General features: G+C 47.3%; 20 protein-coding genes and 1 pseudogene. 9 read left to right on the top strand and 12 right to left on the bottom strand.

Annotation, left to right across the window (positions count from 1 at the left end; all coding sequences use genetic code 11):
- Nucleotides 1–172: 172 nt before the first annotated feature.
- Complete coding sequence (locus tag RH46_RS14435; RefSeq protein ID WP_006880236.1) at nt 173–775, bottom strand: LysE family translocator; 603 nt, start codon at nt 773–775, stop codon at nt 173–175.
- A gap of 121 nt (nt 776–896) precedes the next feature.
- Here RH46_RS14435 and RH46_RS14430 point away from each other — a divergent pair, with 121 nt between their 5' ends.
- Nucleotides 897–1,379: an Lrp/AsnC family transcriptional regulator gene (locus RH46_RS14430; protein WP_006880235.1), complete on the top strand. Its 483-nt coding sequence runs from the start codon at nt 897–899 to the stop codon at nt 1,377–1,379.
- Nucleotides 1,380–1,431: 52 nt separating this feature from the next.
- On the opposite strand, the gene RH46_RS14425 is transcribed toward RH46_RS14430, so the two are convergent.
- Nucleotides 1,432–1,770 (bottom strand): hypothetical protein, encoded by a 339-nt coding sequence (locus tag RH46_RS14425; protein WP_006880234.1) that lies wholly within the window; start codon nt 1,768–1,770, stop codon nt 1,432–1,434.
- Between the two features lie 448 nt (nt 1,771–2,218).
- On the opposite strand from RH46_RS14425, the gene RH46_RS14420 reads away from it, so the two are divergent.
- Nucleotides 2,219–4,105, top strand: coding sequence for a methyl-accepting chemotaxis protein (locus RH46_RS14420; protein ID WP_006880233.1), 1,887 nt, complete (start codon nt 2,219–2,221; stop codon nt 4,103–4,105).
- 132 nt (nt 4,106–4,237) lie between these two features.
- On the opposite strand, the gene RH46_RS14415 is transcribed toward RH46_RS14420, so the two are convergent.
- Complete coding sequence (locus RH46_RS14415) at nt 4,238–5,476, bottom strand: DEAD/DEAH box helicase (protein WP_006880232.1); 1,239 nt, start codon at nt 5,474–5,476, stop codon at nt 4,238–4,240.
- Nucleotides 5,477–5,616: 140 nt separating this feature from the next.
- Between RH46_RS14415 and RH46_RS14410 the strand changes: the two genes are divergently transcribed.
- The 4 genes from RH46_RS14410 to RH46_RS14395 all read left to right on the top strand — a co-directional run bounded on the left by RH46_RS14410 (nt 5,617) and on the right by RH46_RS14395 (nt 7,970).
- Nucleotides 5,617–6,282, top strand: a complete 666-nt coding sequence (locus tag RH46_RS14410; protein WP_006880231.1) for an SDR family NAD(P)-dependent oxidoreductase — start codon at nt 5,617–5,619, stop codon at nt 6,280–6,282.
- 13 nt (nt 6,283–6,295) lie between these two features.
- The gene (locus RH46_RS14405) at nt 6,296–6,535 is read left to right on the top strand and encodes a hypothetical protein (protein WP_006880230.1); all 240 of its coding nucleotides are present in this window, start codon (nt 6,296–6,298) and stop codon (nt 6,533–6,535) included.
- A gap of 51 nt (nt 6,536–6,586) precedes the next feature.
- Nucleotides 6,587–7,279, top strand: coding sequence for a hypothetical protein (locus RH46_RS14400; protein ID WP_006880229.1), 693 nt, complete (start codon nt 6,587–6,589; stop codon nt 7,277–7,279).
- Between the two features lie 61 nt (nt 7,280–7,340).
- Nucleotides 7,341–7,970: a bifunctional 4-hydroxy-2-oxoglutarate aldolase/2-dehydro-3-deoxy-phosphogluconate aldolase gene (locus RH46_RS14395; RefSeq protein WP_006880228.1), complete on the top strand. Its 630-nt coding sequence runs from the start codon at nt 7,341–7,343 to the stop codon at nt 7,968–7,970.
- Between the two features lie 74 nt (nt 7,971–8,044).
- Here RH46_RS14395 and RH46_RS14390 read toward each other — a convergent pair whose 3' ends face one another.
- Nucleotides 8,045–8,662, bottom strand: a complete 618-nt coding sequence (locus RH46_RS14390) for a TetR/AcrR family transcriptional regulator (RefSeq protein ID WP_006880227.1) — start codon at nt 8,660–8,662, stop codon at nt 8,045–8,047.
- An 86-nt stretch (nt 8,663–8,748) separates the two neighbouring features.
- Nucleotides 8,749–9,540, bottom strand: a complete 792-nt coding sequence (locus RH46_RS14385; protein ID WP_006880226.1) for an MBL fold metallo-hydrolase — start codon at nt 9,538–9,540, stop codon at nt 8,749–8,751.
- 114 nt (nt 9,541–9,654) lie between these two features.
- Here RH46_RS14385 and RH46_RS14380 point away from each other — a divergent pair, with 114 nt between their 5' ends.
- Nucleotides 9,655–10,617: a GlxA family transcriptional regulator gene (locus RH46_RS14380; RefSeq protein WP_006880225.1), complete on the top strand. Its 963-nt coding sequence runs from the start codon at nt 9,655–9,657 to the stop codon at nt 10,615–10,617.
- Between the two features lie 6 nt (nt 10,618–10,623).
- Here the strand turns inward: RH46_RS14380 and RH46_RS14375 are convergent.
- The 7 genes and pseudogenes from RH46_RS14375 to gcl all read right to left on the bottom strand — a co-directional run bounded on the left by RH46_RS14375 (nt 10,624) and on the right by gcl (nt 20,081).
- A pseudogene (locus RH46_RS14375) lies at nt 10,624–12,289 on the bottom strand (amidohydrolase).
- Nucleotides 12,290–12,425: 136 nt separating this feature from the next.
- Nucleotides 12,426–13,562, bottom strand: a complete 1,137-nt coding sequence (locus RH46_RS14370) for a glycerate kinase (RefSeq protein WP_006880224.1) — start codon at nt 13,560–13,562, stop codon at nt 12,426–12,428.
- A gap of 22 nt (nt 13,563–13,584) precedes the next feature.
- Nucleotides 13,585–14,937, bottom strand: a complete 1,353-nt coding sequence (locus RH46_RS14365) for a GntP family permease (RefSeq protein WP_006880223.1) — start codon at nt 14,935–14,937, stop codon at nt 13,585–13,587.
- Between the two features lie 180 nt (nt 14,938–15,117).
- The gene (locus RH46_RS14360) at nt 15,118–16,260 is read right to left on the bottom strand and encodes a sugar diacid recognition domain-containing protein (RefSeq protein ID WP_006880222.1); all 1,143 of its coding nucleotides are present in this window, start codon (nt 16,258–16,260) and stop codon (nt 15,118–15,120) included.
- Between the two features lie 295 nt (nt 16,261–16,555).
- The gene (locus tag RH46_RS14355; RefSeq protein WP_006880221.1) at nt 16,556–17,452 is read right to left on the bottom strand and encodes a 2-hydroxy-3-oxopropionate reductase; all 897 of its coding nucleotides are present in this window, start codon (nt 17,450–17,452) and stop codon (nt 16,556–16,558) included.
- Between the two features lie 52 nt (nt 17,453–17,504).
- Complete coding sequence (gene hyi, locus RH46_RS14350) at nt 17,505–18,281, bottom strand: hydroxypyruvate isomerase (protein ID WP_006880220.1); 777 nt, start codon at nt 18,279–18,281, stop codon at nt 17,505–17,507.
- A 24-nt stretch (nt 18,282–18,305) separates the two neighbouring features.
- Nucleotides 18,306–20,081: a glyoxylate carboligase gene (gene gcl / locus RH46_RS14345; protein WP_006880219.1), complete on the bottom strand. Its 1,776-nt coding sequence runs from the start codon at nt 20,079–20,081 to the stop codon at nt 18,306–18,308.
- 313 nt (nt 20,082–20,394) lie between these two features.
- Between gcl and aceB the strand changes: the two genes are divergently transcribed.
- Together aceB and RH46_RS14335 are read left to right on the top strand one after the other, a co-directional pair.
- Nucleotides 20,395–22,023 (top strand): malate synthase A, encoded by a 1,629-nt coding sequence (gene aceB / locus RH46_RS14340; protein WP_006880218.1) that lies wholly within the window; start codon nt 20,395–20,397, stop codon nt 22,021–22,023.
- Nucleotides 22,024–22,079: 56 nt separating this feature from the next.
- Entirely contained in the window at nt 22,080–22,517 is a 438-nt protein-coding gene (locus RH46_RS14335) for a GlcG/HbpS family heme-binding protein (protein ID WP_006880217.1), read from the top strand.
- Nucleotides 22,518–22,532 lie beyond the last annotated feature (15 nt).

Here is a 22,532-nt window from a genome sequence, read left to right as displayed (position 1 = left end):
TGTATCATTCGTCATTGATGATATTCAGAGAATCAAACAAAAACTTGAACAAAATTGCTCATCTCCAACCTGTGAACTAACTAGATTGCTTCCATGTGCACTTAGCAATCTAGCAGTCTTTGCTGACAAACGACAAGGTAACAGTTGTCAGGCCTCATCACATTTGTTAACTCTACAAGCCCGGTTGGCTAACCACGAATAGCGCGACAACAGCCAAACTAGCGCCAAAGCATCGATTGATTGCCACCATCTTACGAGGCGATTCAATAAATCGGGTCAACATCGAGCCAAAGTAAGCCCAGACCAACATACCAATCACTCCGGTCACCACCATGACACTAATGATAAAAATAACTTGAGCCGTATAGCTTCCGGTTGGCGAGACGAATTGAGAAAATACTGTGATAGATGCGACCCAACTTTTTGGATTAAGGATCTGCACCAATATACCGGAGAAAAAGCCAGATTTTTTCACACTGGCGTCCCTGTCGAGTTCCATATTGGCAATTCCCCATGCCATGTACAACAGATACGCGGCACCTAGCCATTTGAGAATCAGATACAATGTCGGATAGAGATTCAATAGTCCGGCAACCCCGACGCTAGCCCCGACAAGTATCACGATCACCCCAACCGCATTACCAATAATGAAAGGTAATGTCGCCCCAACTCCATAACGGCCAGACAGGCCAATTAAAGCAATATTCCCCGCACCTGGAGTCATTGAAATTGAAATTGCGAACAGCATAAAAGCTGTCATTAACTGAGCACTCATTGCTCACTCCCATAAAGTCATTGTTGCGATATGAGATCCAGTCTACCTATCTCTACAGGAATAAAATTGCTATCTGGGTTATGGTAATCATTAAATTGAGCAAATTATTTCCATTTAAGCCATGAAAAAGAAAGAATCCACCAACTTTGAGTTAGACAGTACAGATTTTTCCATTCTTGAACGTATCCAGAAAGATGGCCGCATCAGCAACAGCAAGCTAGCGGAAGAAGTTAATCTGAGCGAAACGCCATGCTGGCGACGCTGGAAGAAAATGGAACAAGAGGGCTACATCGAAGGTTATGCCGCAAGACTGAACCGCAAGAAGCTTGGCTTTCAGGTTTCGGGCTTTACTCTGGTGACTCTGGGCAGTCATGAAGTGGAAAATACTGACCCATTTGAGGACTATGTAGCGGAATCAGACTGGATCACCATGTGTCACTGTATAGCTGGCGGCGCAGATTACATCGTCCAGGTAGTCGCAAAAGACTTAGATGAATACTTTGACCGCATTAGTTCAATGAGACGAGTTAAAGGCGTGAGCGCGATTCAGTCCAATGTATCGGTTAAAGAGATTAAGAGTACTTTTCAGTTGCCGTTAAGTTAAAGATAAAACCCGGCTACATTGAGTTCACCGATATCCACTCACCGAAAACTTATCAGTCCATTCGGGTAATAAAGGTTTGCTCATCATCGACAAAAGCGACAAAGCCACCGTGATAGATAAACACCCGACCACGTCCCTCAACTAGGCAGGCAAGCTGTGGGTTCAAATCTTCTTCGTTATCCTGACTTTGAAAAGTGCCAGTATCAGTGATTACTCCGCTAAATGTCGGAAGGTAACCATAAACGCGCTTAGCTTGATCAATCAGGCTCAATTCACTGGCAGTAGAGAAGCAAGAGGGGATCGCTCCAGCGTCTTCGATAAACATGGTTTTCAGTTCTTCAAAAGCGGTAATCACCAGCCAGTCGATACCATTAACATGATGGATAAACATAGAGTTTCTCGATAATTCTGATGCTCAGATTGTATCACTATCCGATGAGAACGTAGTAGAGGTTTAGTTGCCAACGTCAGTCGCTCCGTGCCATTAACGGCTATTCATTGGCCAACCTGAAACACATTCAGAGCATCGAAGGGGAAAGACTTTATGGTGTCTGTCCCTTTAACTTTTATGGTGTCTGTCCCTTCAACGTTATTAATTCAACCAGCCGTTACTACTCCAGTTAAACCAGACAGAGTATTGACAGATTTATACGATTACACGACGACATACACAGTGTGAATCTGATTCCGTTTTGGTGACATTGCCATCAATATTTGAGTTCTACAACTTTGAAAAACTAGACTTAGGTCATTATTTAATTCACGCTTAGAAATTATATTTGCACCACTTTTCGCTTGTTCCATTACTTACTGAACTTAATACTAAAATAAGGTTTCCAATGTTTAAGAAACTGTCACTTAAAAACAAACTCGCAATTTCTGCGAGTACTGCCATCATAGTCGGGGGACTACTGGTCGAAGCGCTTTCATTTAATGCTTCACTCAGCCGTATGGATACAGAGGTTGAACAGCGCCTTGAGAGTACAACGGCATCTTACAATCAATACGTAACTGACTGGTTGCTATCTAAAGAACGTGCGTTAACTTCGCTGTCTCAAGAAGTAGATAAAGCCGCAATTGTTACCCACCTAAAACAAGTTAGTCATTCAGCTGCGTTCGACAACGTCTTCCTCGCCTATCCAGATGGTAGCCAGGACAATGCCAACGGGGTGGTACTACCGCCAGGTAATGACGACCCACGCAAGTGGGGTTGGTACATCAATGCTGTCGCAGACCCTAGTAAAGTGTTTATGGATAACCCAACCGTTGCCGCCGCTACTGGCGCAAATGTTGTTTCACTGGGTAAGGCACTCAATCTACATGGTCAGCAAGTGGTACTGGGTGCGGATGTAGAAATCACCGATATTCTTAACAGCATGGATAAAGTGATCCTTCCTGGTGATGGCTACATGTTCATTGCCAACGAGAAGGGCAACATCTTTACCCATAAAGATACTAAACTTCTCAACCAACCAGTTAGTCAGCTAGGGTTAGACTTCAGTACCATTCAGAACGCCTCACGCAGTGGTCACGATGAGTTCATTTCGATCGCTGGTGAAGAGTATGTTCTGTATGCTCAGAAAATAGATGGGACAACTCTAACAACAGTCACGCTGATCAACTACGGCTCTCTGGTGGCGCCTTTATTTGATGCAGTCTGGGGGCAAGTGCTAGTAACAGCCATCGTAGTTGTTATTTGTACACTGCTATTCAACCTGCTGTGTAGCATCCTGTTCAGGCCATTAAATAACGTTTCTCATGCGCTGGAGCAGATCGCCAACGGTAGTGGTGACCTTACTCAGCGTATTGAAGTGGAGAGTGACGATGAAGTAGGTCGTCTGGCGAACAACTTCAATACTTTTGTCGGCAGTCTGCAAAAACTGATTGGCCACATTCGTGAACAAGCACATCTCATCAATGAGCAGTCAGACAACAACACGCAGCGTTCGAACAACGCCGTTTCTGAGATTCACCAACAGCAGCAAGAGATCACTATGGTCGCAACTGCGGTGACAGAGTTAGCAAGCGCTACCCGTGAAATTGCCTCTCATGCAGAGCAAACCGCTGAAGCTGCACATGGTTCAACGACGAGCACCAATAACGGTCAGTCTTTAGTTCAGCGTACTAAGGGCTCTATTAATAGCCTTGCAACAGAGCTGACCGAAGCGAGCTCGGTTATCAGTGAATTAGATCGCCACGCGCAAGAAATCTCAACGGTCCTTTCAACCATTCAAGGCATTGCAGAACAAACCAACCTACTGGCTCTAAATGCAGCAATCGAAGCAGCACGCGCTGGTGAGCAAGGTCGCGGTTTTGCGGTAGTGGCGGATGAAGTTCGAGTATTGTCACAGCGTACTCATGCATCCACTGAAGAGATCAAAGCAACGATTGATACGCTTCAACAAACCACAACACGAGCAGTAAGCTTAATGGATAGCAGCTCTAATCTGGCGAACACGTCAGTATCGGATGCTGACCAGGCAACGAGTGCTTTGAGTGAAATTCATCAAGCGGTTTCACTGATCAGCGATATGGCAACACAAATTGCCACCGCAGCAGAAGAGCAGACACATGTAACAAGTGAGATCACGCAAAACATCACCTCAATTAAAGATGTAGCGGATGAACTTGTTATCAATGCTCAGGACAGCTCGCAAGAATCAGGCAAGCTCAAGCTGCAAGCCCAAGAACTGACTGACAAAGTGGCAACATTTAAACTTTCGTAATAATCGTCAGTGTTAGATAAACGGCGAGACTCAATGTCTCGCCGTTTTTTGTGGGATATCGTTCCTGAGGAACATTAACACACCCGTTATTGGGCATTCACGGCTAAACACTAGTAACCGACTGTTTTAAAACTATTTACCACGTGGTGCAGAGCGCTTAGCCTTACCCTGAAACTGTTTAATACTCTTCTTGCTGTTGGTGCGACGATTGGCTTTTTTATCGCGAGGAGCGCGTTTGCTTTCGCCAGTTGACGGCTTATCGGTCACCGGAAAGCCTTCCAGATCTGCCAAAGGAAGTTCGCGCTGAGTCAGAACCCGAATTGCATTCAGTGCTTCCGTTTCACCATGACATACTAATGAAAGCGCTATCCCCTGCTCTCCTGCCCTGGCGGTACGACCAACGCGATGGACGTATGTTTCAGCATGCATTGGCAGTTCAAAGTTGATCACTGCTGGCAGCTGTTCAATGTGGACACCGCGAGCTAGCAGATCGGTTGCAATAAGCACCTGACTCTGACCTGATTTGAACTGAGCAAGAATCTGCTCTCGTTCAGTCTGATCTTTGTTACCGTGTAAAGCCTGACTAGCGATACCTGCTTTATTAAGCTTCTTATTGAGTCCATCTGCGTTCTCTTTTGCACCGATAAACACCAGCACCTGCTTCCATTGATGCTGCTTAATCAGTTCTATCAATGCCTTGGTTTTACTGCCTTTATTGACCAGATAAAGACGTTCAGCAATATCTTTGTTCGTGCTATTATTCTGATGAGCGCTAAGCTCAATCGCACTACGCATCAGAGTGCCTGCCTGCTGTTTAAGCTGTTCAGAAAACGTGGCGGAAAACATCGCAGTCTGGCGTTTTTGAGCAGTGTTTTCAGCGATAGTTTGTACATCAGGCCAGAATCCCATATCGAGTAAACGATCCGCTTCATCCAACACCAGATACGCCACTTTGCTCAGACTCAGACCGTCGTTAATGAGATCAATCAAACGACCCGTTGTCGCGACCAGTATCTGTGGTTGTTGCTCCAGCGCTTGTTGCTGTTCAGCTTTGTCGACGCCACCGCACAGGCATACCGCAGATAAACCCAGTGGCGAAGCGAGCTGGTTGATCACCTGACTCACCTGCATGGCTAACTCACGGGTCGGAACCAGAACCACCGCTTGTTGTTCGGAATTTGCCTTGAGTTTCTCCACTAGTGGCAATGTATAGGCGAGCGTTTTACCGCTGCCAGTATTCGCCAGAGCCAGTACATCTTTATCCGCCAGCATCTGTGGGATAACCAAAGTCTGAATATCCGTTGGCTTGATGATATCTTCAGGCAACGAGTTGATAAGCTCAACACTAAGTGAAAGAGAACTAAATGGCATGGAATAACGACCTTAAACAACAGGGAGCAACGGCGATAACGCCAATAAAAGTGTGATAGCTCACAGGAACAATTGGCCAGAGAGTATATCATCAAAAACCGCGTCAAAGCGCGGCTAGATAAGGTAGAGCGGAGAATAATATGATAGTAATTACCGGTGCAAGTAGTGGGCTTGGCGCTGCACTTGCCAAACAGTATGACAAAAACGGTAACCAGCTTTACCTGACAGGACGAAGTGAGCAAAAGCTCGCCAGTCTGACGCAACAGCTTTCTCAACACGCCGACTATCACCCATGTGATATGGCCGATGCAGATCAGGTTGAAGCCCTGTTCGATGGGCTGAAGAGTGCCCCAGAGATGGTCATCCACTGCGCTGGCAGTGGCTATTTCGGTCTACTGCAAGATCAGCAGCCTGAGCAAATTGAACAACTGATCAGCAATAATCTCACTTCGGCTATCAACCTGCTTCGTGAGCTGGTTAAGCGTTATCAGGATCAAGCTGTCAATGTCGTGGTGGTAATGTCAACAGCCGCCCAACAAGCCAAAGCACAGGAATCGACCTACTGCGCCGTCAAATGGGCAGTCAAAGGCTTGCTAGAGTCGCTGCGTCTTGAACTGAAAGGCAAACCAATGAAGCTGATTGCGGTATACCCGGGCGGTATGGCAACTGACTTCTGGCCCACCAGCGGGAAATCGCTTGATACCAGTGGTTTTATGCTGGCAGAAGATGCAGCAGTGATGATTGAAGGCGCATTAACTAATATCGGTAACGGCTATATTTCAGATATCACAGTCAATCGTAGTTAAATCAGGTAGCAACATGGATACACAACAAGAGGATCTTGGGTTTAGTTACCTCTCCAGTGCCAATAACGTACAAATTCGTCGTGATAACCTGACCGTCACCACTTTACGTGGCAAAGCGGCACTTGAGTTCGTCGCTAAGATCGCCAATCTGGATCTGCCTCAACAACAGCAGTTGATGGCTCGTGTCACTGGTAACTACAAACGCGGCAATGAGAAAGCCGCCAAATCAAAACAGACAAACAAGTATCGCTGATACACTTAATGCCAAACCATTGGCAATATCAGCGATATTATCGGAACGAAAATGGAATCAAATCAACCGCTAAATCAGGCAATTAACAATAATCTAATCTGGTGCCAAACCGTGGCTAAACTTCATCAGATTAACGGGGAGCAGCGACAAGCGTATTGGCAAGCCAGTGCAACAATGCCAACATTTTTCCCTAATCTAGTCACACTAAAGCCTCAACTGACCAGTGAGGCATTAATCGCTGACTTACCCAAACAAGGCACTTTTTTCATTAAAGACAGCTTCGCTCAATTGGATCTCGAAAGTGCCCAGTTTATTAAGCTGTTTGATGCAATGTGGTATTGCGCGTCGCAACTGGCTAACCTCACTAAATCTGACACCGAAACTAAGGTAACAGCAGTGACCGACGCCGAAGGTCTCAAGCAATGGGAGCAACTATGGCGTGGTGAAGAATCCTTTGAGCCTGTCTATCCTGAAGTGTTCTTAGACGATAGTGCGATAGGTTTTTTGTTCGCAGAAAACGACGACAAACTGGCTGGTATTAGTTACTTTTTTGATGGCCAGTCAGTCGGCATTTACAATCTATGGGGCGAGCAGACACTGTTTGCTGAACTGATTGCTTACATCAGCACACTCTACCCAGAAACTCCTATTGTCGGCTATGGTGATGAGGACGAACTCTGTCAATTGCAGCCACTCGGCTTTGAACCGTTAGCGCCACTGTCGGTATGGGGTCGATTTGAATAACCGTCATTTTGCGCTCAATAGAATTTATACATCCAGTCATCAGGCTGATTAAGGACACACTATGTCTAGCATTAAACAACAACTCGCAGATTTAAAAGTCATTCCAGTTATCGCTATTGATAACGCTGAGGACATCATTCCTCTGGGCAAAGTTCTGGCTGAAAACGGCCTTCCTGCAGCAGAAATTACCTTCCGTTCAGATGCAGCGGTTGAGGCGATTCGCCTACTACATGAATCTCAGCCAGATATGCTTATTGGCGCTGGCACAGTGCTCAACCGTGAACAGGCCATCGCCGCCCAGCAAGCTGGAGCAACCTTTATCGTTGCGCCAGGATTTAATCCGAACACAGTAAAAGCATGTCAGGAGATTGGTATTGATATCGTCCCGGGCGTGAATAACCCAAGCACAATAGAAGCCGCGTTAGAAATGGGCTTAACCCTGCTGAAGTTTTTCCCTGCAGAAGCCTCAGGTGGCGTGAACATGGTTAAAGCGCTGCTTGCCCCATATACCGATGTGTCACTAATGCCGACAGGTGGTGTTAACCAAAGCAATATCAAAGATTACCTTGCCGTCCCTCGCGTAGTGGCTTGTGGCGGTACCTGGATGGTTGATAAGAAGCTGATCGAAGCCGGAGACTGGGACGAGCTCGCTCGCCTGACTCGTGAAGCTGTGGCGCTTGTTAACCAGTAAACACCGGCTCGAAGTTTTATAAGATCAAAAAGCCCTCGCTAGTTGAGGGCTTTTATTCATTCAAAGTAATTCAATCACTTACTATTACTTTTTACGCCACAGCCTTTGATAACAAGTTGGGTCAGGAACTCAGCCGCTTGACGATAATCCTCGTTATCAAGTTGCTCTTTCTGCATCACGTTACAAATCTGCCAGCCAAAGTCAGCGTATGTCTGGGTCGCAGCCCAGATGGTAAACATTAGGTGTTGAGGGGGAACATCATCCATAAATCCAAGCTGAGACCAGGTCGAGAACTTATCCATCATCATTCGAGCCTGCTTAAATAGCTCATCGCCAATGTCTTCCGGTAACGCTTTCGCACCCGACATCACTTCATTGGCAAACACTTTCGACGCATGAGGATGGTCTCTTGAAATACGCAACTTGGCTTCAATGTATTGGCTAAGTGCCTCTACAGGATCACTCAGCTCTTCAATAGGACGAGAGGCTTCAAGCAATGGCTGAGTCACGGTTTGCAGCACTGCGTAATAGAGCTTGTCTTTGGAACTGAAATAGTAGAACACGTTCGCCTTAGGGATATCAGCGGCCTTGGCAATATCGATCATTTTCGTCGCAGCGTACCCTTGAGTCGCAAACTGCTCACTCGCCACTTCGATGATCAAGTCCTGATTTTTCTGCCTAATGCGAGTCATTCGAGTTCCTTATGATAGTTCCGCCATTCAAGTGTAAACATTATGTTAGCGAAGACAAGCCCTAACGGGTGACACACATCTAACGATTAGAATTCTAGTGTTTCACCATCCATTGGGATCAAGACTTTATCAGCCAGTCCATACTTCTCAATCGACTGACGAAGGGTATCGCGGTCAACCGGACAATGATTTAGCGCTTCCATATGATTGGCAATCACTTTCCCCGGAGAGAGCTGGATAAACTCCATCACTTCATCAGTTGCCATCAACAACGGTTGACCAACATCCATCTGCGCCTGACCTGAAGCGACGACTGTTATGTCGGGTTTCAGTTCGAGCAGTGCACGTTTTACATCATCAGTTAACACTGTATCGCCACTGACATAAATGGTCGGTTCGTTTGGCAAAGCGATAAAGAACCCTGAGCCGTTTGCCATCATTTTATGAATCCAGCCATGGCCATGTTGAGCAGGTACAGCAGTGATTTCGCCACCGAGGAACTCCATGGTTTGCCAATCCTTGACACCATGTGAAACCGTCATTCCATGCTTTTCCAGATAGGCTTGATCTTTATATGGCGTAGCGACAGGAATAGCCCGACCAATAAGCAGCTTTTCTCCGGCATCATCTAGATGGTCGGTATGCTGAAAAGTTTTCAAGCCAAAGGTATGACTATGGGTCACTATCGCTTGGGTCACTTTACTTAGCACTTGAGCTGCATTGTCCGGTAAGTCGACCGTGGGATTGCGCTGAGACTTAAAACGCAACATCGAAAAAGGTGGCAATGTACCTTTGTCTCCTAACATAGGATCGATAACAATGAAGTGCTGACTTGATTCAATAACAAAAGTCGCGCTGCGCAGATGATGTATTTTCATAGTGATGACTACTCAATAAAATTGATGTCGCTATTTTGCTGGTAAACCAATCTGTGTGACACTGTCCATATGGACACCTAACGATAAAATCGGGTCATTATGAGTTCTCCGTCAATGCAAAAAATCGCTGTAGTTGCGTTCGAAAACATCAGTGCATTTCATTTGTCCGTGCCCTGCATGGTATTTCAAGATGCTTTTGTTGGTAGCCAGCCAAAATTCAAGCTTGAGATTTGTAGTTTAGATCGAGCTGAAATTACCACTGGGTCAGGGTTTGACGTTATTCTTGCTCAAGGTCTTGAGCCATTAGATAGTGCAGATATCATCGTCATTCCTAGTTGGCCTGACTCTCTGCCTAACCCTCCTCAACTCTTGTTAGACAAGCTAGTCGCAGCTCACCAACGCGGAACACTGGTAGTCGGTCTGTGTCTCGGCGCATTTGTGGTAGCTGAAGCCGGATTGCTGGACGGCAAAACCGCTACGACCCATTGGGCTTTCGCTGAAAAATTTGCTGAGCGCTTCCCTAATGTAGAGTTTGATAGTGAGCCATTGTTTGTCGACCAAGGGTCAATCATTACCTCTGCAGGGATAGCAGCTTCGATTGATTGCTGTCTGCATATCGTACGTCGACTATGCGGCAGTAGTACCGCAAATCAGCTGGCTCGTGTCATGGTTACAGCACCTTTCCGTTCGGGAGGACAAAAACAGTACATCCCCAGTCCAGTTGCTAACCGCCCAGAGCAGGTCACCAGCTTAACCAAGGTGATTGACCAAATTTCAGAAACCATAAACCAGCCGCACTCACTTGATAGTTTGGCCCAGCGCTGCGCGATGAGTCGACGAACCTTTACTCGCCAGTTTAAAGCATCATACGGATGTACTTTTAGCCAATGGTTGCTGACTCAAAGGCTCAAGCTTAGTCAGCAGCTACTGGAGAGCACGCAATACCCCATAGCGCAAGTCGCCGAGCTGTCAGGCTTTGGTTCAGAAAGTGGTTTTCGCAAAAACTTTAACGCTGCCTTCGATATATCACCTTCACAATGGCGAGCACAGTTTCAGGGAAGCAGTAAAGAGACTTAATCAAATCTAATCACCCCGATATACCACATCCCCCTGAACAACGGTCATCCAAACCTCAGTGGCTTTAATCTGCTCCGGAGACAGGTCGGTAATGTCACGAGACAGGATGGCAAAGTCAGCGGACTTGCCTACCTCTATCGAACCAGTAATGTCATCAAGGCCCAAGCTACTCGCAGCGTTAATGGTGTAGGCGTCAATCGCGTCTTCTACGCCAGGCAAGCCTGTTTTCCCCATGGTCAGGCTATTAGCAATACCGACTAATGGGTTGATGTCATGCACATTCCAGTCACTGCTTAAGGTGACGTTAGCACCTGTCTCAAAAATAGCTCGAAGGTTCATTAATGCGCGTGCTCGCTTGGCGCCTAAGAAGGCTTTCGCCCACTGATGGTCACGGTATGCCACGTAGTCCGAACCAACCTGAAAATCTGCACTGACATCTAGCTGAGCAAAACGGCTGATGTCTTTAGAGTTGACCAGTTCAACGTGAGTCAGAGTGTAAGACTTGTCGCCTCCCTGCTTTCGCACCGCTTCAACGGCATTTAATGACTCTCGAATCGCCCCATCACCAATGGCGTGAATGTGTGCCCCATAACCAATACTATCCAGAGCGACCAACCACTCTTTCATCGCCTGAGGAGGAATATAGTTGATGCCATAAGGGTGCTCGGGGATATAGGTATCCAGATAAGGCGCCAGTGTTTTAGCGGTTCCATTGATAAAGATCCCGTCACTGTACATTTTTACCTGATCAACCAGCAAAAGCTGAGAAGGTTCAGAAGTAAATACCTTGCGCAAAAAAGGGAGTTGCGACTCAATGCTGTCAGTAGGATAAATCCACGGTCTGAGAGATACACGAGCAGTTAGATCACCTCGCTGTTGCGCCTCTTTCCACACTTCATACCAACCGCGTTTCCAGTACATTCGACCATCACCAATAGTGGTGATCCCGTGCGCTTTTGCTTCATCCAAACCAGCAATCAGCCCTTGGTAGCTTTGCTCGAACTGTTGCTCCAGACTATTCCACGCCAGCTCCATAACAATATCGCCAGCATTATCGAGCAGAATACCAGTTAACTCTCCGCTATCAGGATCCTTGAGTAACTTACCACCTTGAGGGTCTGCGGAGTGTTTGTTCAGTCCAGCCTGTCGCAAAAGCGACTGAGTTGACCCACATAGAGTGGGATGTCTGCTCCATAATAATCACTGGTTGATCAGGGAAAACGGAGTCAATCACTTGCAATGGCGTTGTGTCCGTCTGCTCTGAAAGCAGAGCTTCTAAGGAAAAGCCATAGCCCATCACCCATTCACCCTTTGGGGCGTGCTGATGGCACGCTTTAAGCAGTGGAATCTGCTGTTGTATGCCAGCGTCAATACTCAACTCACACTGGCCTCCCGCTTCTGAAGCCGCTTCAAATACGTGGTTATGGTTGTCGATAAACCCGGGAGCGATGAAGCCTCCTTCTAAGTCAACGACTTGTGTAGAGGAGTTTATGTATGACTCAGCTTGTTCACGATTGCCAACAAAGGTTATCTTCCCCTCGGTCACTACGATCGAATCAGATGATGGATGACCATAAACAGCACCATTGGTTAACACCATATCCGCGCTTTGCGCTGCGAATGCACTCGCCATCATCAGCGAGCTTACTGCCAGAGTTAGGGGACGTTTCATTGACCAAATCCTTTCGCAATATACAACAGGCTAAGTATAGAATTTATTGATGGTAGAGTAGCAAACTTCAACAGTTTCAATGAAATAAAAAACGGCCGCAGTTTAGCGGCCGTTTTTATTTTTATATCAGGTAGGATTAATCAAACTTCATTGCTAGCGCAGCCGCAATATTACGTGAGGTCATTTCAACGTTAAATGCCGCTTCTTTTAGCGCCGTCGGTAAGTCCGTCGCACCTAAAACGACACTGTACACCGCATCTAGACCATGATCGTGAACCACACGGCAGTCCTGCGCGGTGCTGCCTGCGATACCAATTACAGGTAAGTTATACAGCTTAGCGGTACGAGCAACACCAATCGGTGTTTTACCATGGATTGTCTGGCTATCAATTCGACCTTCACCAGTAATCACAAGATCCGCGTCCTTAACCACTTCAGCCAGATTGACCGCATCCATTACAATGCTGATTCCCGGACGAAGCGTCGCGTCAAACAAACCCAGTAGTGCAGCTCCTAAACCACCTGCTGCACCAGCACCAGCCTGGTTAATGACCTCTTTACCATTGGTTTGACGAATCACCTCAGCATAGTGCGCAAGGTTTGCATCAAGCTCAGTCACCATTTCTGGCGTCGCACCTTTCTGTGGGCCAAAGATATGTGACGCACCTTTCGGTCCACACAACGGGTTATCAACATCACAAGCCACTTCCAACTGTACCGTCTCTAAACGCGAGTCGAGCCCCGACAAGTCAATACTGACCAGATCAGCCAGAGCGCCGCCACCAAATGGTAAGTCAACTCCGTTTGCATCAACCAGTTTTGCCCCCAGAGCCTGTGCCATACCCACACCACCATCGTTGGTCGAACTGCCACCGATACCGATAATGATATGGTCGACACCTCTATCAAGTGCCGCTTTAATCAGCTCGCCGGTGCCATATGTGGTAGTAAGTAATGGGTTTCGCTCATTGGGTTCAACTAAATGAAGACCTGATGCTGCCGCCATTTCAATAACGGCAGTCGAACCATCACCAAGTAGTCCGTAAAAGCCTTCGACTGGCTGACCAAGAGGCCCCGTCACTTCAACCGTTACGATATCGCCTCCAGTCGCGTCAACTAAAGACTGCACTGTGCCTTCTCCACCGTCCGCCATAGGCAGTTTAATGTACTCTGCGTCTGGCATGATTTCTTTGAAGCCACTTTCAATCGCAGTCGCCACTTCCATAGCAGTTAGACTTTCTTTGTAAGAGTCTGGAGCGATCACTACTTTCATATATGTTTCCTATTTTGGCTTGTTACAGAAGAACAAGACTTAGAATGTAAACCAGTGTCATTGCTGTCACGCCCTGAACCAGAGTTGCCATGGTTTGTGCGCGGTAAGCGAGTCCAACCGACATGCGACTAAACTGCGAAACAACCCAGAAGAAGCTGTCATTTGCATGCGATACCGTCATTGCACCTGCACCAATCGCCATTACTGTAAGCACTCGTCCCATTTCTGAGTCTAGACCGAGTTGAGCCAACATTGGCGCGACCAACGCAGAAGTTGTTACTAGCGCAACGGTTGACGAGCCTTGAGCTGACTTCAGTGCCGCTGCAACGATAAATGGCATAAAGATGCCTACACCCAACGCTGACAGCGTGGTACCCAAGTAATCACCCAGTGGCGTTGCTTTAAGTACCGCACCAAATGCGCCACCAGCACCAGTAATCAGCAGAATCGGCGCTGCAGCTGTGATGCCCTGACTAATGCGCTGACCAAATTCTTCTACTTTGTTGTCGCTCTTTAGCAGGCGAACTGACAGGAACAGACCAATCAGTAGCGCTGTCAGCGGCTGACCTAAGAACACCAGAACGTCAAACAGTGCACCGTCACCCAGAGGTAAGCTAGGGAACTTAGCAATCGAACCGAAACAGATCAGTAAGATAGGCACAAAGATTGGGGCAAATGCCTGACTCGCTGTCGGTAGTTCACCATATGATGCTTTAAGTTCTTTCCAGTCTTGTTTGATTTCGTCAGCCTGTTGATCCGCATCAGGTTCAACATGCTTAAATCGATTCGCCCACAACATACCGGCAATTGCTGCTGTCGCTGCAACAAAGACACCGACGCCAATAACCAGACCTAAATTAGACTCAAGACCCAGGTTACCCGCAGCTGCAATTGGACCTGGTGTTGGCGGCACAAAGGTATGCGTCGCATATAAACCCGTCGCAAGTGCGACACTCATTGCCACGCTGGATGTTTTCATACGGTTTGCCAGCGACTCTTTTAGTGAGTTGAGGATGACAAAGCCTGAGTCACAGAAAACAGGTACCGAAACAATGTAACCGATGATGCTCATCGTCAGAGTCGGGAAACGGTCTCCAAGCACCTTGATTACCGTATCTGCCATAGTAATGGCGGCACCGCTCTTCTCTAAAATGACACCAATGATGGTACCGAGAACGATAACAAGGCCGATGTAGCCAAGAATACCGCCAAAGCCGGATGCGATGGTTTTAGCAATACTGTCAGCCGGTAGACCATAAGCAAATGCAGCCAGAAATGCCGCTACGATGAGTGCTAAAAAGGGGTGTAACTTAAACTTGGTTGTAGCGAGGACGATAAAGGCTATCACCCCCAGCAGGATTAGGATCAGACTCATGATAACTCCGTTTATTGTAATGTTTGCTCTCTACGCCAGAATTCATTTCCGGCATTGAGGGTGTCAGTAGGGACGGTGTTATTATTCAGTGATTCAACCATCATTCCTTTATGCAAAGTGACAAATTTTCGGCTATAAAACCTCACCAATATGTCAAATTGCACAAAACACATCATTAAGTCACAGACATTTAAGCGCCAAATATAACTGCACTTTTTGGTCTAAATTATTGATTTTTAAGTTAGTAGTCTCTTCAATCTTATCTAAGCGATAACGCAGGGTATTTCGGTGAATATGTAGGGCTGCACAAGCTTGAGCTGGATCGCAGTCTTGATCAAAAAATACCCGTAGTGTCTTGAGCAACACACCTTTACTGTCTTGTTGCTGCAATTTTTCGAGCGGTTCAGTCAACTGGGTACGTCGCCACTGATCTTGTTTTAATCCGCCGACCAATACCGAAAGCTTATGATCCTGATAGAACAGGATTGCCTCTTTACTGTTTCCGGCACTGGCAAGCGTCGCTTTCGCTGTCTCGTAAGAGCGTGCTAAGCCTGACACACCCGCGAAGTATTGGCCTAATGCAATCTGGATTGAGAAGTCCGCTTCCTGAGCGATGCGCTTGAGTAATCTTTTCACCCGCGCCTTCTCTTCGGTCTGGTTCCAGCTGCCTTCAACCAAAGTCACCGGCTTTAACACCACCACCTCATTCATCGAGACAGAAACAATACCGACAATGTTGTCTCGCTCGGGGTAATCGAGCAGATGAACCAGCTTCTGTAAATGTTCCAGTGTCAGTGATTGCCCTTGCTTGGGTATCACTTTTACTACCGCAGCAATTCTCGGCTGCGATAAGTTCAAATCTAATCGTTCTGCAATTGACAGCAATTGGTTTTCGTTCAGGGTCGACCCCTGAATCAGTTGCATCAGCAACTCTTCCCGATGACGTTTGTTCCATTGAATCTGAGCCATCAGGGCTTCTTGTTCAACAATCAGTTCCGCAGTCATCTTTACCAGCTCACCGTAACTTCTGACGTCGTCCGGCTGACCTGATATTCCTACCACACCTATCACGCTATCCTGATAGAGAATGGGTAGGTTAATGCCCTCTTTTACACCAATCAGCGTACTGGCAACCGTCTGGTTGATTTCGATAGTTCGATTGTCATGAATAGCGAGTAGCGCCCCTTCATGAGTTCGGTGTAAACGCGTTGGGTCACTTGATCCAATGATCTGACCGTTCTCGTCCATAACGTTAACGGGAAACTGGATAATTTTCGTCGCACGTTCAACGATTTGACGAGCGATTAGGGTATTTAACTGCATCTCTTTTGCCTTGTGATGTCAGCCTGTCGGCGTACTTGATTAACATATCACAAGCCTTGCCCGGTGACTGAAGTGCCGTTTTGCACAGCTCACAGAGAGAGAAAAAATCCCGAAGTAAGTACGCCAGGTGCCTGCTAAGACGGAGCCCGAGAAGTGCTCCTACCTTTTGCCTTACAACGGGAACGCGTATAAAAGGAGACGGAAAAACTACGCGATTTATTAGCAATAAATTTAGGGTTCATGCCAAACCCCAGGAACAATGAAGGGAGAGGAATCCTTCACGTCCCGAATGGAATTAATCTCTGATTGAATGACCTGAGCGTTTCTCGATCGCTTTAATCAAAGCAGAGTGATCCCAATCCTGACCGCCCAACGCGGCACAATCTTCGAATAGCTCTTGAGCTGTTGCCGTATTTGGCAGAGCAACATCCAACTCTTTAGCCCCAGACAGCGCTAGATCCAGATCTTTCTGGTGTAGCGAGATTCTAAAGCCCGGATCGAATGTCCCTTCGATCATACGTTCACCGTGAACTTCAAGAATCTTCGAGCTAGCAAAACCGCCCAGTAGAGCCTGACGAACACGCGCAGGATCAGCTCCCGCTTTAGAAGCAAACACTAGCGCTTCTGATACCGCTTCAATGTTAAGAGCTACGATGATTTGGTTAGCGACTTTACACGTTTGACCTGCACCGTTTTCACCCACCAAAGTAATGTTTTTACCCATCACTTCAAACAGTGGACGAGCTTTATCAAACGCCTGCTGTGAACCGCCAACCATGATGCTCAATGCGGCGTTAATCGCGCCCACTTCACCACCTGAAACTGGCGCATCCAGATACTCTGCACCACTTTCGTTGATACGTGCCGCAATCGCCTTGGTTGCCATTGGTGAAATCGAGCTCATGTCGATAACCAGTTTGCCTTCAGCGCCGCCTGATGTCAGGCCAGCTTCAACACCTTTGTCACCAAACAGCACATCTTCAACCTGAGGAGTGTTTGGCACCATAAGGATGACGACATCTGCTACGCGTGTCGCTTCTTCAGGGGAATGACAAACAATCGCACCAGCTTCAACTAAATCTTTTGGCGGTGGGTTGAAATGGTCTGATACTACAAGGTCATATCCCGCTTTCTGTAGGTTGGCAGCCATCGGTCTGCCCATGATTCCTGTACCAATAAATGCAATTTTCATATTCTGTTCTCCGTAACTTGAGCCCACCTTATTCAGGTGGGCGACACCGCCATTAACGATATAAGTTGATCCAATCTAAACCTTCGGTTGTGGTGGTTTTTGGCTTGTATTCACAACCAACCCAACCTTGGTAACCGAGGTCATCTAAATGCTTAAGGACAAACGGGTAATTGATTTCACCCGTACCAGGTTCATGTCGTCCCGGGTTATCAGCCAGTTGCACGTGAGCAATCTGACCAATGTTGGCTGACATAGTTGGTGTTAAATCACCTTCCATGATCTGCATGTGGTAGATGTCGTACTGAATGAACAGGTTGTCACTACCTACTTCTTTAATCACAGCTTTGGCTTGCTCTGTGGTGTTGAGGAAGAAGCCCGGGATGTCTCGGGTGTTAATCGCTTCAATCACCAGACGAATACCCGCTTCCTTCAGAGCTTGCGCTGCATAACGAAGGTTGATCACAAACGCTGCGTGAGCATCATGCTGGCTCACACCTTGTGGAACGATCCCCGCAAGACAGTTGATTTGGGTATTGCCCAGTACTTTGGCGTATTCGATCGCGGTTGCGACTCCTGCCTGAAACTCTTCAATTCGCGCTGGGTCCACCGCGATACCGCGCTCGCCCGCTTCCCAGTCACCGGCCGGGAGGTTGAAGAGCACTTGGGTAAGTTGGTTTTCATCAAGCTTTTCCTTAATCTGCTGTGCTTCCAGTGCGTAAGGGAAAAGGTACTCTACGCCAGAGAAGCCCGCTTTTGCCGCTGCTTCAAAACGATCTTCAAAGTCCAGTTCGGTAAACAACATCGATAAATTTGCTGCAAACTTAGCCATTTTGATTTCCTTATTCTGTCGTTGTTAGCTGTTATGAATCAGCGCTGTTGGTGCGTCATCAGCACTTTCTGCCAAAGCTTCAAACTCATTGATAGAGTCGATTTCAACACCCATCGCAATGTTAGTTACTCGTTCAAGAATCACTTCAACCACAACAGGTACCTTGTGCTTGTTCATCAGCTCTTTCGCCTGGGCAAATGCCGCCTGCATCTGGTCAGGGTCAGTCACTCTAATCGCTTTACAACCCAGACCTTCGACAACGGTTACGTGGTCAACACCGTAGCCATTGAGTTCTGGAGCGTTCTGGTTTTCAAACGCAAGCTGAACACAGTAATCAATGTCAAACTGACGCTGAGCCTGGCGAATCAGACCCAGATAAGAGTTGTTCACCAATACGTGAATGTAAGGCAGGTTAAACTGAGCACCTACCGCCAGTTCTTCAATCATGAACTGGAAGTCGTAGTCACCAGAGATAGCCACGATATCGCGGTTTGGATCTGCAGCGCGTACACCCAGTGCAGCTGGCGTAGTCCAACCCAGAGGACCAGCCTGACCACAGTTAATCCAGTGACGTGGTTTGTAAACATGTAGGAACTGAGCCGCTGCGATTTGCGACAGGCCAATGGTGCTGACGTAACAGGTATCGCGACCAAATGCTTTGTTCATCTCTTCGTAAACACGCATTGGTTTAATTGGCGCATCGGTGTAGTGTGTTTTACGCAACATAGTTGCTTTGCGCTGCTGACACTCGCCAACCCAAGCGCTGCGATTTGGTAATTTTCCGCCATCACGCCATTCACGCGCCACTTCAACTAACAGCTCTAGCGCGGCTTTAGCGTCAGATACGATGCCTAAATCAGGACAGAATACTCGACCAATCTGAGTCGGCTCGATATCTACGTGAACAAATTTACGGCCTTTGGTGTAGACATCCAGTGAACCTGTGTGGCGGTTTGCCCAACGGTTACCGATACCAAATACAAAATCAGATTCAAGTAACGTTGCGTTACCATAACGGTGCGCAGTCTGCAGACCTACCATCCCTGCCATTAGCTCGTGATCGTCGGCGATTGAACCCCAGCCCATTAACGTAGGGATTACTGGTACGCCAGTGATCTCTGCGAATTGCTGTAGCAACTCTTCTGCGCCAGCGTTAATGACACCACCACCAGAAACAATCACTGGATTCGCTGATTCACACAGCATTTCCATCGCTTTCTCAACCTGAGAGCGGGTCGCTTTTGGCTGATACGCTTCTAACGGTTCATAAGTATCGATATCAAATTCGATTTCCGTTAGCTGCACATCCAGAGGCAGGTCGATAAGAACCGGACCCGGACGACCAGAGCGCATTAGATGGAACGCCTGCTGGAATGCACGTGGCACCTGAGCTGGTTCAAGTACTGTTGTTGCCCATTTGGTGACAGGCTTAGCAATCGACTCGATGTCAACTGCCTGAAAGTCTTCTTTATGCAGGCGAGCACGAGGCGCCTGTCCTGTAATACACAGGATTGGAATTGAATCAGCCGACGCTGAGTAAAGACCGGTGATCATATCTGTACCCGCCGGGCCAGATGTACCGATACAGACACCAATGTTGTCTTGGTTAGTACGGGTGTAACCCTCAGCCATGTGCGACGCACCTTCCACGTGACGCGCTAGAACATGATCGATTCCACCAAGCTTTTTCATTGCTGCGTACATTGGGTTGATGGCTGCGCCAGGGACGCCGAAGGCAATGTCTACACCTTCCTTCTTCAACACTTCTACCGCTGCTTCAATTGCCTTCATCTTTGCCATGCGAACCTCCATTTCGATTGTATACAATTCAAAGATACTTTGTGTACTATGAATCAAATTCAGAATTTGGCAACCCCCAATTGCAACATTTTTTCAACATAGAGCATTTACTTTAAGCGATCACTTACCCCGAAAAGCCTAGAAATCATTGCTTTATATAAAATATCTTTACATAAAAATAATTGAACAAGTGAGCAAATGAAAAATAAATGTTAAATACCCTTTGATTGTTTACATGAATTGAAATATAAGTATTCGTGAAAGATAAATTTTGTACACAAAATCATTCGATATTGTTTAAAGGAGACAAACAATGAGTGTGAACGATGTAGCAGAAAGAGAAGAGACTGCCTGTCTGCGCGTAGTTGGTAATACGGACAACCCAGAATTCCAAGCCATCCTTTCAAAAGAGGCACTCTCTTTCCTAACCAAACTCGTAGAGAAATTTGCACCTCGCAGAGATGCACTACTACAAGCCCGCGAACAACAACAACAGCGTTATGATGCCGGAGAACTGCCTGGTTTCCGCACTGACACGCAACAAATTCGCGAAGACAAAAGCTGGAAGGTAGCCACGCCGCCACCTGAGCTATTAGACCGCCGAGTAGAAATTACCGGCCCAATCGACCGTAAAATGGTCATCAATGCGCTAAACTCGGGCGCAAAAGTGTTTATGTGCTGCTTTGAAGATGCTTCTTCCCCAACCTGGGGGAACATGGTTCAAGGTCAGATCAACCTGCGCGATGCAAATGCTCGCACCATCAGCTATCACGATGAAGCAAAAAACAAACATTATCAGCTCAGTGATGATCCTGCGTTACTGATTGCCCGTCCGCGAGGCCTGCACCTGCCGGAGCAATCAATTCAATACGCAGATAAGCCGATCCCCGGTTGTTTGATGGATTTCGCCTTGTACTTCTATCACAACTACCTGACGCGCGCCGAGCAAGGCCTTGGTGTCTACTATTACATTCCGAAGCTGGAAAGCATGGAAGAATCACAGTGGTGGGACGATGTGTTCTCATTCACTGAAGAGTACTTTGGCGTGAAACGCGGCACGATTCGCGCGACCGTGCTGATTGAAACTCTGCCTGCTGTATTCCAGATGGATGAAATGCTGTATGCCATGCGCGACCATATCGTTGCCATGAACTGTGGTCGTTGGGACTACATCTTCAGCTACATCAAAACTCTGAAAAACCACGCAGACCGAATTCTGCCAGACCGTCACGTGGTCGGTATGGATAAAGAGTTCCTTAATGCCTACAGCCAACTGCTTGTGCGCACCTGCCACCAGCGCGGTGCATTAGCGATGGGTGGTATGTCAGCCTTTATTCCTGCCAAAGATCCAGCAGAAATGGAGCGAGTAACAGCTAAGGTTATCGAAGATAAAGAGCGTGAATCACGCAATGGTCACGATGGAACCTGGGTTGCTCACCCGGCACTGGTTGATTTGGCAATGTCGATATTTGAGAAAAATCTCGACGGTAAGCAAAACCAGCTCGACTTTGTTAGCCCGACTCATGAGATTGGAGCAGATCTGCTGCTTAAGCCATGTGAAGGTAGCCGTGATGAAGCGGGCGTTCGTAAAAATATTCGTATCGCGCTCTACTACATTGAAGCCTGGATTCAGGGACACGGTTGTGTACCTATCTATGGTCTGATGGAAGATGCCGCAACCGCTGAAATCTCACGCGCCAATATCTGGCAATGGATTCATCACGGCGTTGATCTCGATGACGGACAAACATTCACTAAAGAGCTTTTCCACCAATGGTTGTACCAAGAGCTCGACACTATCAAACAGGAAGTGGGCGAAGCTCGATTCGCAGCTGGCCGCTTTGAACAAACCGCTGACCTTTTCTTCGAGCTGTCGACAGCGAAAGAGTTCGCCACCTTCCTGACCTTACCAAGCTATCAGCTTCTACAAGGAGCTGAGTAATACCTAACTGGCTCACATTGTGTGAGTCAGGCTGGTAAACGTTAACAGGAGATAACATGGGAAGTTTAACTCTAGAACAAGCACTGTCCGTCATTGACGGTACCTTTCAGGCAGGATCTAAGAACAAAAGCGCACCACTTACGGTCGCTGTTCTCGACAGCGGGGGCAAACTCATCTCCCTGCAACGCCAGGATGGCTCTAGTATGATGCGACCAGACATCGCAATTGCTAAAGCCTGGGGAGCGCTTGCGCTCGGTTGTTCGTCAAGGAAACTCGCTCAGGATGCAGATAATCGTCCTGCGTTTATCTCCGCTGTTAACGTTTTAGCTCATGGCAACATGGTGCCAGTTCCCGGCGGTCTGCTGATCCGCGATGCTGAAAAGAACATTCTCGGTGCGGTCGGTGTCAGTGGTGACCTTTCAGACATCGACGAGAACTGTGCTCTGGGTGGTATCGATCACGCTCAGCTCTACTGTGACGAAGCCATCTCTTAACTCGCTCTCCATAAT

This window comes from Vibrio brasiliensis LMG 20546 (assembly GCF_000189255.1).
Taxonomy (GTDB): domain Bacteria; phylum Pseudomonadota; class Gammaproteobacteria; order Enterobacterales; family Vibrionaceae; genus Vibrio; species Vibrio brasiliensis.
Note: the sequence above shows the minus strand (reverse complement) of the source record. Positions and strands in the feature narration are given on the sequence as shown.

Coding starts and splice junctions, on each gene's coding strand:
- RH46_RS14435 (WP_006880236.1), bottom strand. CDS start 775: ATGAGTGCTCAGTTAATGACAGCTTTTATGCTGTTCGCAATTTCAATT.
- RH46_RS14430 (WP_006880235.1), top strand. CDS start 897: ATGAAAAAGAAAGAATCCACCAACTTTGAGTTAGACAGTACAGATTTT.
- RH46_RS14425 (WP_006880234.1), bottom strand. CDS start 1,770: ATGTTTATCCATCATGTTAATGGTATCGACTGGCTGGTGATTACCGCT.
- RH46_RS14420 (WP_006880233.1), top strand. CDS start 2,219: ATGTTTAAGAAACTGTCACTTAAAAACAAACTCGCAATTTCTGCGAGT.
- RH46_RS14415 (WP_006880232.1), bottom strand. CDS start 5,476: ATGCCATTTAGTTCTCTTTCACTTAGTGTTGAGCTTATCAACTCGTTG.
- RH46_RS14410 (WP_006880231.1), top strand. CDS start 5,617: ATGATAGTAATTACCGGTGCAAGTAGTGGGCTTGGCGCTGCACTTGCC.
- RH46_RS14405 (WP_006880230.1), top strand. CDS start 6,296: ATGGATACACAACAAGAGGATCTTGGGTTTAGTTACCTCTCCAGTGCC.
- RH46_RS14400 (WP_006880229.1), top strand. CDS start 6,587: ATGGAATCAAATCAACCGCTAAATCAGGCAATTAACAATAATCTAATC.
- RH46_RS14395 (WP_006880228.1), top strand. CDS start 7,341: ATGTCTAGCATTAAACAACAACTCGCAGATTTAAAAGTCATTCCAGTT.
- RH46_RS14390 (WP_006880227.1), bottom strand. CDS start 8,662: ATGACTCGCATTAGGCAGAAAAATCAGGACTTGATCATCGAAGTGGCG.
- RH46_RS14385 (WP_006880226.1), bottom strand. CDS start 9,540: ATGAAAATACATCATCTGCGCAGCGCGACTTTTGTTATTGAATCAAGT.
- RH46_RS14380 (WP_006880225.1), top strand. CDS start 9,655: ATGCAAAAAATCGCTGTAGTTGCGTTCGAAAACATCAGTGCATTTCAT.
- RH46_RS14370 (WP_006880224.1), bottom strand. CDS start 13,562: ATGAAAGTAGTGATCGCTCCAGACTCTTACAAAGAAAGTCTAACTGCT.
- RH46_RS14365 (WP_006880223.1), bottom strand. CDS start 14,937: ATGAGTCTGATCCTAATCCTGCTGGGGGTGATAGCCTTTATCGTCCTC.
- RH46_RS14360 (WP_006880222.1), bottom strand. CDS start 16,260: ATGCAGTTAAATACCCTAATCGCTCGTCAAATCGTTGAACGTGCGACG.
- RH46_RS14355 (WP_006880221.1), bottom strand. CDS start 17,452: ATGAAAATTGCATTTATTGGTACAGGAATCATGGGCAGACCGATGGCT.
- hyi (WP_006880220.1), bottom strand. CDS start 18,281: ATGGCTAAGTTTGCAGCAAATTTATCGATGTTGTTTACCGAACTGGAC.
- gcl (WP_006880219.1), bottom strand. CDS start 20,081: ATGGCAAAGATGAAGGCAATTGAAGCAGCGGTAGAAGTGTTGAAGAAG.
- aceB (WP_006880218.1), top strand. CDS start 20,395: ATGAGTGTGAACGATGTAGCAGAAAGAGAAGAGACTGCCTGTCTGCGC.
- RH46_RS14335 (WP_006880217.1), top strand. CDS start 22,080: ATGGGAAGTTTAACTCTAGAACAAGCACTGTCCGTCATTGACGGTACC.